Annotated in this window: 15 protein-coding genes; 5 read left to right on the top strand and 10 right to left on the bottom strand. The window is 72.9% G+C overall.

Annotated elements, in window-relative coordinates; translation table 11 throughout:
- The 4 genes from ACYVLJ_RS43565 to ACYVLJ_RS43550 form a co-directional block, all read right to left on the bottom strand.
- On the bottom strand, nt 1-399 hold a 399-nt coding region (locus ACYVLJ_RS43565; protein WP_460443096.1), incomplete at its 3' end, for an ABC transporter permease.
- A 281-nt stretch (nt 400-680) separates the two neighbouring features.
- Nucleotides 681-1391, bottom strand: a complete 711-nt coding sequence (locus tag ACYVLJ_RS43560) for an MBL fold metallo-hydrolase (RefSeq protein WP_460443095.1) — start codon at nt 1389-1391, stop codon at nt 681-683.
- Nucleotides 1392-1400: 9 nt separating this feature from the next.
- A complete protein-coding gene (locus tag ACYVLJ_RS43555; RefSeq protein ID WP_460443094.1) occupies nt 1401-1964 on the bottom strand; it encodes a LysR substrate-binding domain-containing protein in 564 nt (187 codons plus the stop codon).
- Between the two features lie 128 nt (nt 1965-2092).
- Entirely contained in the window at nt 2093-2275 is a 183-nt protein-coding gene (locus tag ACYVLJ_RS43550; protein ID WP_460443093.1) for a helix-turn-helix domain-containing protein, read from the bottom strand.
- A 39-nt stretch (nt 2276-2314) separates the two neighbouring features.
- On the opposite strand from ACYVLJ_RS43550, the gene ACYVLJ_RS43545 reads away from it, so the two are divergent.
- Nucleotides 2315-2926, top strand: coding sequence for a dihydrofolate reductase family protein (locus ACYVLJ_RS43545; protein WP_460443092.1), 612 nt, complete (start codon nt 2315-2317; stop codon nt 2924-2926).
- On the opposite strand, the gene ACYVLJ_RS43540 is transcribed toward ACYVLJ_RS43545, so the two are convergent.
- Complete coding sequence (locus tag ACYVLJ_RS43540; protein WP_460443091.1) at nt 2916-3854, bottom strand: MDR/zinc-dependent alcohol dehydrogenase-like family protein; 939 nt, start codon at nt 3852-3854, stop codon at nt 2916-2918. The two genes, ACYVLJ_RS43545 and ACYVLJ_RS43540, sit on opposite strands and share 11 nt — an antisense overlap.
- Nucleotides 3855-3934: 80 nt before the next feature.
- Here ACYVLJ_RS43540 and ACYVLJ_RS43535 point away from each other — a divergent pair, with 80 nt between their 5' ends.
- The gene (locus ACYVLJ_RS43535; RefSeq protein ID WP_460443090.1) at nt 3935-4504 is read left to right on the top strand and encodes a TetR/AcrR family transcriptional regulator; all 570 of its coding nucleotides are present in this window, start codon (nt 3935-3937) and stop codon (nt 4502-4504) included.
- Here ACYVLJ_RS43535 and srmL read toward each other — a convergent pair.
- The gene (srmL, locus tag ACYVLJ_RS43530) at nt 4436-5599 is read right to left on the bottom strand and encodes a class-II aminoacyl-tRNA synthetase family protein (protein WP_460443089.1); all 1164 of its coding nucleotides are present in this window, start codon (nt 5597-5599) and stop codon (nt 4436-4438) included. The genes ACYVLJ_RS43535 and srmL overlap by 69 nt on opposite strands.
- 290 nt (nt 5600-5889) lie before the next feature.
- Entirely contained in the window at nt 5890-6402 is a 513-nt protein-coding gene (locus tag ACYVLJ_RS43525) for a DinB family protein (RefSeq protein WP_451972354.1), read from the bottom strand.
- A gap of 44 nt (nt 6403-6446) precedes the next feature.
- Here ACYVLJ_RS43525 and ACYVLJ_RS43520 point away from each other — a divergent pair, with 44 nt between their 5' ends.
- The 3 genes from ACYVLJ_RS43520 to ACYVLJ_RS43510 all read left to right on the top strand — a co-directional run bounded on the left by ACYVLJ_RS43520 (nt 6447) and on the right by ACYVLJ_RS43510 (nt 10786).
- Nucleotides 6447-7286, top strand: a complete 840-nt coding sequence (locus ACYVLJ_RS43520; RefSeq protein WP_460443088.1) for a DMT family protein — start codon at nt 6447-6449, stop codon at nt 7284-7286.
- Nucleotides 7287-7364: 78 nt separating this feature from the next.
- Nucleotides 7365-9038, top strand: coding sequence for an ABC transporter ATP-binding protein (locus tag ACYVLJ_RS43515; protein ID WP_460443087.1), 1674 nt, complete (start codon nt 7365-7367; stop codon nt 9036-9038).
- The gene (locus ACYVLJ_RS43510) at nt 9035-10786 is read left to right on the top strand and encodes an ABC transporter ATP-binding protein (protein ID WP_460443086.1); all 1752 of its coding nucleotides are present in this window, start codon (nt 9035-9037) and stop codon (nt 10784-10786) included. The genes ACYVLJ_RS43515 and ACYVLJ_RS43510 overlap by 4 nt, the downstream gene beginning before the upstream one ends.
- Before the next feature lie 61 nt (nt 10787-10847).
- On the opposite strand, the gene ACYVLJ_RS43505 is transcribed toward ACYVLJ_RS43510, so the two are convergent.
- The 3 genes from ACYVLJ_RS43505 to panD form a co-directional block, all read right to left on the bottom strand.
- On the bottom strand, nt 10848-11057 hold the full coding sequence (locus tag ACYVLJ_RS43505) for an MbtH family protein (RefSeq protein ID WP_451972346.1): 210 nt from the start codon (nt 11055-11057) through the stop codon (nt 10848-10850).
- Between the two features lie 11 nt (nt 11058-11068).
- The gene (locus ACYVLJ_RS43500; RefSeq protein ID WP_460443085.1) at nt 11069-12094 is read right to left on the bottom strand and encodes a TroA family protein; all 1026 of its coding nucleotides are present in this window, start codon (nt 12092-12094) and stop codon (nt 11069-11071) included.
- A gap of 82 nt (nt 12095-12176) precedes the next feature.
- On the bottom strand, nt 12177-12593 hold the full coding sequence (panD, locus tag ACYVLJ_RS43495; RefSeq protein ID WP_460443084.1) for an aspartate 1-decarboxylase: 417 nt from the start codon (nt 12591-12593) through the stop codon (nt 12177-12179).

Here is a 12593-nt window from a genome sequence, read left to right as displayed (position 1 = left end):
GAACAACGGGATCAAGCCGAGGAACGGCAACGTCCGCAGCATCTGCACCGGCGGGTCGACCAGCGCCTCACCCCACCGGGACAGCCCGGACACGACGCCCAGCACCACCCCGACGACCGCACCGATCGCGAACCCGGCACCGACCCGGCCGAGCGAAACCGCGAACGCGTCGCCGAGTTCGCCGCTGCGCGCGACTTCCACACCCGCCTGCACCACCGTCCACGGAGAACTGAGCTTGTCCGACGGCAGGACACCGGTGGCACTGGCCAGCTGCCAGGCGGCGAGAAGCACCACCGGACTGATCCAGCGCCGCAGGTCCAGCCTCGGCACACTTCTGCGCGGCGGCTCGTCGGCACGTTTCCGGGCGCGCGCCAGCACGCCCGTGGCGGAAATCGACACGGATTTCTCCCGGGGACGGGGTTCTTCGGGGATTGCGTGGTCCCGAGCTTCGAGCCCCGTGCCGGTGAAGTCAATCCGTGGACGCGTACTCCCAGTCCGTGAACTCCGGGTGTTTCAGCCCGTGGAACGGCGGATCACGGCGTCGGCCGCCCGGCTACCCTGCCGGAGCAGCGCAGCGGGTCGACGTCCGGCTCGACCAGCGTCGCGGCCACCGAAAGGGCTTACGCGGCAACGGTTTCACCGCGTCGAAGTCCCCGGGCGGGCCGCCGTCCCCGCGCGCGTCAGCCGCCGAACATGACCTTCCACTCGTCCAGCGACCGCGGCCGGTAGACGAAGTTGGTGCGCTTCACCTCGGACAGCGCGGCCGACGGTTCGGCCGAATACTGGTGCCCGGGGTAGACGACGGGATCGCCGGCCAGCCCGGCCAGTGCCTGCAGGCTGCGGTAGATCTCCTCGGCGTCGCCGCCGGGGAAGTCCGTGCGGCCACAGCCTTCGAGGAAGAGCGTGTCGCCGGAGACGAGCTTGTCCTCGACGAGGAAGCACTGGCTGCCCGGGGTGTGGCCGGGCGTGTGCAGCAGCCGGATCGGGATCGAGCCGACCTCGAGGACGTCGTCGTGGTCGTGCGCGCGCAGGTCGGTACCGGAGACGCCGGTGACGCGCCGGACCCATTCGGTCTCGGCCCCGTTGACGTGGATCGGCACCTGCTTGATGGCGAGCAGCTCGGCGATCCCCGGCAGCGAGAAGCCCATCATGGCGCCGCCGACGTGGTCGGGGTGGTGGTGCGTGGCGAGCACCCCGGTGAGCCGCATGCCGTCGCTCTCGAGGACGTCCACGAGATCCTGCACGGCGTAGGCGGGATCGACGATCACCGCGTCCTGGGTGTCCCGATCGCCGATGAGGTAGGCGAAGTTCACCATCTGCGTCGCGACCGGGTCGCCGACGGCGAAGTCCCGCCCGGCGAGTAGCTGCCGGAAGTAGAGCCGATCTGCCATGGCCACACCCTACGGGGCGGCCGCCTCGGCGAGCGCGGCCAGGACCGCGGCGACGGCGGGCGGGTCGGGCGGGTCGCCGTAGGTGGCCGCGTGGATGCGGCGGTGCAGGCCGGTCAGTTCGGTGGCGTGGATGTCGGGCCGGCGGTGGACCTGGAGGGCCAGGCCGGGCAGGGTGGCCACGCCCGTGCCGGCCGCCACCAGGGCCTGGACGACGACCATGTCGTCGCTGAACGAGCCGATGCGCGGGGTGAAGCCCGCCTGCGAGCACACCGCCGTCAGCTCCGCCCGGCACCGGTCGCATCCGCCGATCCGGGCGGAGTCGCGGTGGTTCGCGAGGCTGTCGCCGGGACTGCGGCTGATCAGGTGGATCGGGTCGTCGGTGAGGTGGCGGAAGCGGAACCCCTCGGCCTCCACCGGCGCGCCGGTGTGCTGGAAGACGAGGGCGACGTCGATTTCGCCGTGCCGCAGCAGCTTCAGGGCTTCGGCCGGGTGCTCGTCGACCAGGCTCAGCCGGAGACCCGGGTGCGCCCGGGCCAGCGCGGTGACGGCGGCCGGCACGACCGTGCTCAGCACGGACGCGTTGGCGGCCAGGCGGACGCGGCCGGTCTGCAGGCCGACGTGCGCGGCCAGCTCGGTGGACGCCGCGTCGACCCGGCCGACGATCTCGGCGGCCCGGCCGGCCGGCAGCCGCCCTTCCGGCGTCAGGCGGATCCCCGGCCGATCCGCTGCACGAGCTTGACGCCGGTCGCCGCCTCCAGCCGGGACAGGTGGTGGCTCACCGACGGCTGCGAACAGTGCAGCTCCCGGGCCGCTTCGGTCACCGATTCGTGCCGGGCCACCGCGGCCAGGACCTTGAGGTGGACCAGGTTCAGCCTCCGGTTCATCCTGGTCTTCGACGGACCACCGGACACAGGGGCGGCGCAATGGGCAAGGTGACCTGCGAACTCACGATCTCGCTCGACGGCTACTCCGCCGGGCTCAACCAGACCGAGCAGCGCCCGTTCGGCGACGACGGCGGCGACGGCTGGGGCGACCGGCTGCACGCCTGGTACTCCGAGGGGCCCGAGAAGCACCCGGCCGAGTTCGCCCGGATGATGACCGCCAAGGCGTTCATCATGGGCCGCGCCATGTTCGGCCCGGTGCGCGGCCCGTGGGACCGGCCGTGGACGGGCTGGTGGGGCGACAACCCGCCGTACCACGGCGAAGTCTTCGTGCTCACCCACCACCCGCGCGACCCGCAGCCGATGGACGGCGGCACCACCTTCCACTTCGTCACCGACGGCATCGAAGCCGCGATGAAACGCGCCCGGGACGCGGCCGGCGACGGCGACATCTCGGTCCACGGCGGCGCGACCACGGTCAACCAGTACCTCGCCGCCGGCCTGATCGACGAAATACGGCTGCACATCGTGCCGATGACGCTCGGCGCGGGCACGCGGCTGTTCGACGGCGTCCCGCCGTTGAACCTCGAGCAGGTGCAGTCCCGGGCCGCCGACTCCGTCACGCACCAGATCTACCGCGTGGTCACGGCGTGAGCACGAGCCGGCCGAACACTTCGCCGTCCAGCAGCTTCCGATGCGCGAGCACGGCTTCCTCCAGGGGAAGGACCTCGTGCACGACCGCGGTCAGGCCGCTGCCGAGCAGGTCCGCGATCACGGCGCGCCGGTCGGCTTCGGGCACGGTGTCCGCGCTGAAGGTGGCGAACGACAACGACTTCCGGAACGCGCTGAACAACTCCGCGCCGAAGTCCGCGGGTGGCTCGCCGGCGACCGCGCCGACCGTCACGAACCGTCCGTTCGGCTTCAGCCTCGCGAAGAACGACGGCAGACCGGGCCCGGCGACGACGTCGACGATGACGTCGTAGGTGTCGTCGCTCCCCTTGCCGGCGCGGTCCACCACGTGCGTCGCGCCGAGCTTGCGCAGGAGCTCGCCGCGCTCGGGCGAAGACGTCGTGACCGCGATCGCGCCGGCACCGCCGCGGGCCGCGAGCTGGACGGTCATGATCCCGAGGCCGCCCGCCGCGCCGCGCACCAGCACCGACTCGCCGGGAGCGAAGCGGGCGTGGCGGAGACCGAAGTGGGCTACGGCTCCCGAGCTGCCGAGCGTCACCGCGTCGACGGCCGACCGGGATTCCGGGAGCGGGACGAGCATGGTCACCGGGGCGACCACCTGCTCGGCGTAACCGCCGCTTCCGCTGAACGCCCACACGCGCCGTCCGGTCCACGACGGGGCGACGCCGTCGCCGGTGGCGGTGACGACGCCGGCCACCTCGCCGCCGAGGATGTGCCCGTTCTCGAAGCCGTAGGCCGCCAGGGCGCCGCTGCGGATCAAGGCGTCGACGCCGCCGACGCCGATCGCCTCGGTGGCGATCAGCACCTGCCCGGCGGCCGGTTCCGGGGCCGGGAGGTCGACGATCGCGAGCCCGTCGGGGCCGCCGAACGCCCGTACCGCGACTGCTTTCACTGCGTTCTCCGTCCATCGGGGACCAGGGTGTCGCGCCGGACGGTAACGGACGGGGGCGTCCGTTTCGCTAAAGTGAGAGGGTGGCCGACCGATTGCCTCAGATGCTGCGTTCCGACGCGCGCGACAACCGCGAGCGTCTCCTCGACGCGGCACGCGAGGTGTTCGCCGCCGAGGGCCTGAACGTGCCGATGCGGGAGATTGCCCGCCGCGCCGGCGTCGGCCCGGCCACCCTCTACCGGCGGTTCCCGACCAAGGAGCTGCTGGTCACCGAGGCGTTCACGGACCAGATGCGCGCGTGCTACGCCATCGTCGACGAAGGGCTCGCCGACCCGGACCCGTGGCACGGCTTCGCGCTGGTGGTCGAGCGGCTCTGCGAGCTGCACGCGCGGGACCGCGGCTTCACGGCGGCGTTCGTCTCGGCCTTCCCGCACGCCGTGGACTTCACGACCGACCGCGAACGGGCGTTGAAGTCGCTCGCGCAGCTGACCCGCCGCGCTCAGGACGCCGGCCGCGTGCGTGCGGACGTCGTCCTGGACGACCTGGTCCTGGTGCTCATGGCGAACAGCGGGATCCAGGCTTCCTCACCGGCCGCCCGCGTCGCCGCCTCCCGGCGCTTCGCCACCATCGCGCTGCGAGGGCTGCGGGCCTGACGCCGCCCACTGGTGCACGCTCCCCCGGTGCAGCGCGGCGTACGCCCGGTCTCGCAGGACGTTCGCCTCGTGGTCGGACAACGTCTCGCCCAGCGGGCGCAGGACCAACCGGACGAGGAGGTTCTTCTGGTCCGGCGTCGCGCCGAGCCGGGCCAGCGCCTGGGGCGGCAGCTCCGCACCCGGCGTCTCCTCGTGGATGCCGACCGACTCGACGACGTCCGCGTCGTCGCCGAGGGCGGTCCGGACGCGGTCGCCGAGGTCCTCCGCGCGGTCGTCCGCGGCCACCGCGATCGAGAGGTCGCGGCGGACCGGCGGGAGCGCCGACACCGGCCGGTACGGCGCGAGGTCGGTGAGCTGGGCCGCGACCGCGGGCTCGGCCGAGCGCAGCAGGCGGATGTCCGGGATGCCCTTGCGGAGCATGAGCATCCGGTCGAGACCCATGCCGAGCGCGAGCCCGGACCAGCCCTCGCCGAGCCCGGCCCGCGCGAGGACGGCCGGGTGCGCGAGCCCGCACTCGGCGACCTCGACCCAGCCGCCGTCGTGGCGGACGTCGAGCTGAGCACCGTCCACTGTGTACGGATGCCGGCGGGGTTCGAGCCGCCACCGCAGCCCGGGCACGAGCGCGGCGACCATCTCCCCGAGGTCGGCGCGGGTCATCGGCCGCCGGGTGATGCGCCAGAGGTCGAGCTGGTGCGGGGTGCCGCTGTGCAGCCGGTCGATGCTGTCGCGCCGGTAGACGACACCCGCACAGACGAGCAGGACGTCATCGCCCGGCTTCGCGGCGAGCGCCCGCAGCGCGGCGGGGACCATGGCAGTGGAATGGCTGCGCAGCACGTGAGCGGCGTCGACGTACCGGGTGTAGCGCGCGTCGCGGGTGACGTCGGCGGGGTCGTAGCCGAGGTTGTCGTAGTTGTCGGCAACGGTGACGATCCGGTCGCCGGGCCACCTTCGAACCTCGCACCCCCACTTTTCGGTGAGAGCCTCGACGGCTTCGTCGACAACGAGCTGTATGGCGTGCGGCCCGCCGGCGGGATCGGTGAGATCGCGGACGGCGAGGTCGCGGATGAGCTGGGCCGGGCTGAGTGTTTCGGGCATGACGGAACCTCCGGGATTCACGGGAATGGCCGGGGAACTCCCCCTGGCCCCGGACGCCCGGCAAGGTTCGGTGAGGTCACACCTCAGTACGCGAAGGTGGCACCGGAACCCCGCTGGCACCCACGAAGGGCCAGGGGGCCGGTAAATCGGCGGTACTCCGCAACGACGGCCACGAACCCAGGTTAGCGACCCTGTCACGCGAATTGCCCAGCCGACGACTCACGGCCACGCCGGCGGATATCCGGCTCCCCGGATCCCGCCCGCAAGTCATCGGCCCCGTCACCCGGCCATCACTCACCCACCTCCCCGTCGGCCAGTTCGCGCAGCAGGTCCAAGTGCCCCACGTGCCGCGCCGTCTCCTGGACGACGTGTGCCACCACCCAGCGGACGGTGAACTCCGACCGGCGGCGGGTGCGGTCGTCCGGGTCCAGGCGGCGCAGGGACTGCTCCGACCGCGCCCACTCGGCCTTGTACGCCGCCACCACCGATGCCGGGGTGTCCTCCGGGCCCACGTCCCAGCTCGGGTCCGGGGAGCCTGCCCACAGCGACGGCAGGTCCGTTCCGCCCGCCTCGATCGAGAGCCACCACCGCTCGACCGCCGTCAGGTGCTTCAGCACCCCCAGTGCGCTCATCCGCGGTGACGTCGGGAACGGCGCCGCCGCGGCTTCCTCCGGGGTCAGCCCGGCCACCTTGTTGACCGCCGTCGCGCGGAGGAACTGCAGGAAGTCCAGCTGGAGGCGCAGTTCGTCGCCGGCCAGGGGCGCGGGCCAGGAACGCCGCGTCTTCGAACTCGTGTTCGACATGACCGCAAGGTACCGCACCGGTCCGACAAAATAGAGTGATCGGCATGTGGTGGGGACTGCTCTGCGCGCTCGGCGCGGCATGCGCGTACGGAGTCGCTTCGGTGATGCAGTCGGTCGCCGCGAAGGCCACCGACACCGGTGGTGACGGCGTCGACCCGAAACTGCTGGTCCGCGTGCTCGGCCAGTGGAAGTTCGTGCTCGGGCTGTGCCTGGACGTCCTCGGGTTCGTCGCGCAGATCGCCGCGCTGCACGTCCTGCCGTTGTTCGTCGTGCAGGCCGCGCTCGCCGCCAGCCTCGCCGTGACGGCCGTCGCCGCGCGGTTCCTCGGCGTCCACCTCGGCAAGCGGGAATGGGCCGCCGTGGTCGTCGTGTGCGCGGGGCTCGCGCTGCTCGGCGCGGCCGCCGAGAGCGAAGGCTCGGCCCCCGTCGGGCTCGGCTTCCGGCTCGGGCTGATCGGCGCGGTCGCCGTCCTGGCGGTCGCCGGGATCGTCGCCGGGAAGGCGAGCCGCCGGGTGCGGACGCCCGCGCTCGGGCTCGTCGCCGGGCTGAGCTTCGGCGTCGTCGCGATCGCCGGCCGGATCATCCCCAGCCTCGCGCCGCTGGACCTGCTCACCGACCCGGCGACCTACACCGTCGCGGTCGCGGGCGGGATGGCGATGCTGTTCTACGCCACGGCGTTGCAACGCGGAAGCGTCACGACGAGCACGGCGATGATGGTGCTCGGCGAGACGGTCTTCCCGTCGCTGGTCGGCGTGCTCGTCCTCGGCGACCGCACCCGGCCGGGGTTCGCGGTCGTGGCCGTCGCCGGGTTCGTCCTCGCCGTGGCCGCCGCGCTCGCGCTGGCCCGCTTCGGCGAGCCGGAGCCCGTGACGACCGCGAAGTGAGACGAAGCCGACCGTGTTCCCGTAACTCCTTTACTTAGACTAGCCTTACCTATCCCACGACAGGACAGGGAGGCGCGGGTGAGCACGACGACGGGACGGGACGTCCTCCGCCGTTCGATCACCGGGCAGCGACGATCGGTGGGGCTCGCGGCGCTGCTGACCGCGGGCCACCAGGGCGGCGAAGCGCTGGTGCCGGTGGTGATCGGCGTGGTGATCGACCAGGCCGTCGCGGGTGGCTCGGTGGGCACGCTGCTGGTTTGGCTGGCGGTCCTGGGGGTGCTCTTCGCCGCGCTGTCGACCAGCTACCGGCTCGGCGCCCGCTTCGGTGAGCGCGCCGCCGAACGCGCCGCCCACGACCTCCGTCTCGACATCGGACGCCGCGTGCTGCACCCCGGCGGCGGCGCCGAGGCCGGCACCCTCGCGGGCGAACTGGTGAGCATCGGGACGTCGGACGCGAAACGCGTCGGCCAGGTCAACGGCGTCCTGCCGTTCGGCGTCGCCGGGCTCGCCGGGCTGCTGGTCAGCGCCGTCGTGCTGCTGACGATGAGCATCCCGCTCGGCCTGCTCGTGCTGCTCGGCACGCCGCCGATGCTGTACCTGGCCCACCTGGTCGGCAAGCCCCTGGAACGCCGCAGCGAAGCCGAACAGGAGCGGTCCGCGTTCGCCTCCGGCGTCGCCACCGACCTCGTCGCCGGGCTGCGCGTGCTGAAGGGCGTCGGCGCCGAACGCGCGGCCGTGGACCGTTACCGCCGCACCAGCCAGGACTCCCTGAAGGCGACCCTGCGTGCCGCGCGCGCCCAGGCCTGGCACAACGGCGCACTGCTCGCGCTGACCGGCGTCTTCATCGCCGTCGTCGCGCTCGTCGGCGGCACCCTCGCCGCGGCGGGCGACATCAGCGTCGGCGACCTCGTCGCCGCGGTCGGGCTCGCGCAGTACCTGATCACGCCGTTCTCGATCTTCTCGTGGGTCAACGGCGAATTCGCCCAGGGCCGCGCGTCGGCGGCGCGCATCGCCGACGTCCTGAACGCGCCCGCCGCCGTCGGCCCCGGCGAAGGGACGCTGCCGACACCGTCCGCCGGGCACGTCCGGCTCTCCGCCCTGAGCCGCGGCGCGCTGCGCGACGTCGAGTTCGAAGCCCGCCCGGGCGAGTTGCTCGGCGTGGTCGCCACCGACCCGGCCGCCGCGACCGACCTCCTCGACTGCCTCGGCCGCGCCGCCGACCCCGCGGCCGGCTCGGTTTCGGTCGACTCGGTCGATCTGTCCACTGTGGACCCGAGCCGGGTGCGCGAGGTGGTGCTCGTCGCGGCGCACGACGCGGACCTGTTCGCCGGGACCGTCGCGGAGAACTTCGAAACCGGTCCCCGGTCCGCCGAGGCGATGACTGCGGCGGCCGTCGACGAGGTGGCCGGCGCCCTGCCCGACGGCGTCGCGACCGCCGTCTCCGAACGCGGGCGGTCCTTGTCCGGGGGACAGCGCCAGCGCGTCGCCCTGGCCCGCGCGCTCTCCGTCGACGCGCCAGTGCTCGTCCTGCACGACCCGACGACGGCCGTCGACACCGTCACCGAGGCCCGGATCGCCACGGGCCTGGCCGAACTGCGGCGCGGCCGCACCACCATCCTCGTGACCACCAGCCCGGCGCTGCTCGCCGCGACCGACCGCGTCGTCCTCCTCGACGACGGGCGGATCGCGGGCGAAGGCAGTCACGCCGAGCTGGCCGGTCGCGCCGACTACCGGGCGGCGGTGCTGTCATGACGCGCGAACTCCTCCCCGTGGCCGACGGGCGCCGGATCCGCGCCGTCGTCAGCGAGCTCGTCGGCCGGTCGAAGGGCCGCGCCGCGGCCGCGTTCGCGATGCTCGTCGCGGCGACCGCGATCGGGCTGCTCACGGCTCCCCTGCTCGGCCGGGTCGTCGACCTGGTCGCGACGCGGCGGCCGACGGCCGAACTGGTGACGCCGGTCGTCGGACTGGTGGTCGTCGCGGTGGGCCAGGCGGTCGCCACCGCGATCGGCGTGGCGCTGGTGGCGCGGCTGGGCGAGACGATCCTGGCCGAGCTGCGCGAGCGATTCGTCGAGCGCGCCCTCGGGCTGCCCCTCGACCAGCTCGAGCGCGCCGGGTCCGGCGACCTCACCACACGGGTCACGAACGACGTCTCGGTCGTCGCGGAAGCCGTCCGGCAGGCGCTGCCCGAACTGGGGCGTTCGGTGCTGACGGTGGTGCTGACGCTCGGCGCGCTGGCCGTGCTCGACTGGCGGTTCCTGCTGGCCGCGCTGGTCGCCGTGCCGATCCAGCTGTGGACCGTGCGCTGGTACGTCCCGCGCGCGAAGCCCTTGTACGCCAGCCAACGCGAAGCCGTCGGCGCGCAACAGCAGCAGCTGCTCGACACCATCGGCGGCGCGAAGACCGTCCGGGCGTTCCGGCTGGCCGACGCGCACCTGGACCGGGTGCGGAAGCGCTCGGACACGGCCGTCGACCTGGCGCTGCGCGGGATCCGGCTGGTCACGCGGTTCTACGCGCGGCTCAACCTGGCGGAGTTCGCCGGCCTCTCGGCGGTGCTCGCGATGGGGTTCCTGCTCGTCGGAGCGGACGCGGTGACGGTCGGCGTCGCGACCGCGGCGGCGCTGTACTTCCACAGCCTGTTCGGGCCGATCACCACGGCACTGGCGCTGGTCGACGACGCGCAGGCGGCCGCGGCGGGCCTCGCGCGGCTGATCGGCGTCGCCGACCTGCCCGCCGAGGCACCGCCTTCGCGCCCGGCACGCCCGGTCGACGCGTCGGTCAAGACGGCGGCGGCCGGTTACTCCTATGTGGACGGTCATCCGGTGCTGCGGGACATCGACCTCGACGTCACGCCGGGCGAGCGGGTGGCCCTGGTCGGGGCGAGCGGCGCCGGGAAGACCACGCTGGCCAAGCTGATCGCCGGCATCCACCGCCCGGCTTCGGGGTCGGTGACGCTCGGCGGGGTGTCCCTGGACGAGCTGGGGCCGGACGGCATCCGCCGGACCGTCGCCCTGATCAGCCAGGAGGTGCACGTCTTCGCGGGGCCCCTGCGGGACGACCTGCGGCTCGCGCGGCCGTCGGCCTCCGACGCCGAACTCCGCGAGGCGTTGGCCAAGGTCGGCGCCCTGACCTGGGTGGACGCCCTGCCGGACGGTCTGGCCACCGTGGTCGGCGAAGGCGGGCACCAGCTGACGGTCACCCAGGCCCAGCAGCTCGCCCTGGTCCGGCTGGTGCTGGCCGACCCGCCGATCGCGATCCTCGACGAGGCGACGGCGGAGGCGGGCAGCGCGGGCGCGCGGGTCCTGGAGTCGGCGGCCGCGGCGGCCCTGGCGGGACGCACGGCGCTGGTGGTCGCCCACCGCCTGACGCAGGCGGCGGCGTCGGACCGGGTCGTGGTGCTCGACGCGGGCGCGGTGGTGGAGTCCGGCACGCACGACGAGCTCGTCGCGGCAGGCGGCGCGTACGCCGGGCTGTGGGCGGCCTGGTCGGGCCAGCGCTCCTGAGGCCGGAAACCGTGAAGGCCGCCTTGAGGGAGTCAAGGCGGCCTTCACGGGTTTTACGTGGCTAGTCGTCCATGGCGTCGGCCAGGGACTTCGGCCGCATGTCCGTCCAGTTCGCTTCCACGTGGTCCAGGCACTCCTGCCGCGGAGCCGGGCCGAACGCGACCGTCCAGCCGGCCGGGACGTCCACGAACTCCGGCCACAGGCTGTGCTGGTTCTCGGCGTTCACGAGCACCAGGTACGTGCCGTCGGCGTCTTCGAACGGGTTGGTCATGCCAAGCCTCCTCAGGCGGTGATGTCCGTGCGGGCGCTCTTGACGACCTCGGTCAGCTTCCGGATGACCGGGGCCGCGAGCACCGGGTTGAACCGGGGTTCGGTCGACCAGTCGGCGAGCTGGTTCGCCTTGACCGCGGGCAGTTGCGCCCACGTCGGGATCGCCGCCAGCTGCTGTCGCGACAGCGCGTACGTGCGGCTGTCGGTCAGGATCAGGTCGGCCGGGTACTTGCCGGCCTGCTCCCAGCTGAGCGTCTCGAAGTAGTCGTCCGAGCCGGCGCCGTTGACGATGTCCAGGCCGAGGTCGCGGTAGTACGCCAGGTCCGCGAAGAACTCCGGCTTGCAGACGTAGAGGTTGTCCTTGTCGCTGGACACCACGAGCACCTTGAGGCCGGGCTTGGCCTTCACCGCCGCCTTGAGGTCGTCGGACGCCTTCTGGAAGTCGTCCTTGCCCTTCCTGATGACCTCGGAGTTCGCGTCCCCGCCCAGGGCGACGGCCAGCTGCTCGTAGCGCTCGATCACCTTGGGCAGCGTGACCTTGTACTCCGACAGAGCGACGATCGGGGCGACCTGCTGGACCTTCGTGCCGACGTCGTCCTTCAGCACCCACAGGTCGGTCGGCTTGGCGCCGGTCAGACCGGTGATCACCAGGTCGGGTTTCGTCGCCGCGAACTTCTCCATGCTGAAGTCGTCCCAGGCGTTGCCGATCGACGTGACGGCGTTCAGGTCGATGTTGCCGGCCTGGATCTCCTTCTGGCCGCCGGCCGTCTTCTGCGGGCCGAACACGCCGGCCGGGCGGACGCCGTAGTCCCACAGGGCCGCGGCCGAACTGACGTAGGCCACGACGCGGGCCGGGCGCTGGTCGCGCGACGCCTTCTGCCCGCGGTCGTCGGTGAACTCCCAGGGACCCGAAGCGGCGCCGGACGACTTGTCCTCGCCGCTGCCGCACGCGGTCAGCGCGGCGGCCGCGGCGAGCCCGCCCGCCCCGATCAGGAATCCACGCCGGCTGAGCCCGGCAGCGCCTTGAAACACGGACATGAGAACCTCTCGCCAGTCTTTAGGATAGGCACACCTTATTTAGGGCAGCCTCTCAAACGCAACAGCCGGGGTGGGTGTTGTGTCAGCGCCCACCCCGCCCGGAGAGCTGCGCTTCGGCGCCGGGTACCGGCTCGGCCGGGTCGTGTCCCAGGTGGACTTGGCGGTTGTCCGCGTCGACGTGCACCACCCGCGGCCGGTGTGCGGCGCGCTCGGCCTCCTCGACCTGGGCGTAGGTGATGATGATGACGAGGTCGCCGGGGTGCACCAGGTGCGCGGCCGCGCCGTTGACGCCGATCACCCCGGTGCCCGGCTCACCGGTGATGGCGTAGGTCTCCAGCCGGGCGCCGTTGGTGATGTCGACGACCTGGACCTTCTCGCCTTCGACGATGTCCGCCGCCGCCATCAGCTCCGCGTCGATGGTCAGGGAGCCGACGTAGTGCAGGTCGGCCTGGGTGACGGTGGCCCGGTGGATCTTGGCGTTCATCAGGGTGCGGTGCAC

It is taken from the genome of Amycolatopsis stemonae (assembly GCF_054781455.1).
This window is presented reverse-complemented; position numbering and strand designations above follow the sequence as displayed.

Excerpts from the sequence above, each read along its gene's own strand:
- ACYVLJ_RS43505 (WP_451972346.1), bottom strand. The coding sequence starts at position 11,057 with ATGACCAACCCGTTCGAAGACGCCGACGGCACGTACCTGGTGCTCGTG.
- ACYVLJ_RS43525 (WP_451972354.1), bottom strand. The coding sequence starts at position 6,402 with ATGTCGAACACGAGTTCGAAGACGCGGCGTTCCTGGCCCGCGCCCCTG.
- ACYVLJ_RS43550 (WP_460443093.1), bottom strand. The coding sequence starts at position 2,275 with ATGAACCGGAGGCTGAACCTGGTCCACCTCAAGGTCCTGGCCGCGGTG.
- srmL (WP_460443089.1), bottom strand. The coding sequence starts at position 5,599 with ATGCCCGAAACACTCAGCCCGGCCCAGCTCATCCGCGACCTCGCCGTC.
- ACYVLJ_RS43510 (WP_460443086.1), top strand. The coding sequence starts at position 9,035 with ATGACGCGCGAACTCCTCCCCGTGGCCGACGGGCGCCGGATCCGCGCC.
- ACYVLJ_RS43560 (WP_460443095.1), bottom strand. The coding sequence starts at position 1,391 with ATGGCAGATCGGCTCTACTTCCGGCAGCTACTCGCCGGGCGGGACTTC.
- ACYVLJ_RS43500 (WP_460443085.1), bottom strand. The coding sequence starts at position 12,094 with ATGTCCGTGTTTCAAGGCGCTGCCGGGCTCAGCCGGCGTGGATTCCTG.
- ACYVLJ_RS43545 (WP_460443092.1), top strand. The coding sequence starts at position 2,315 with ATGGGCAAGGTGACCTGCGAACTCACGATCTCGCTCGACGGCTACTCC.
- ACYVLJ_RS43520 (WP_460443088.1), top strand. The coding sequence starts at position 6,447 with ATGTGGTGGGGACTGCTCTGCGCGCTCGGCGCGGCATGCGCGTACGGA.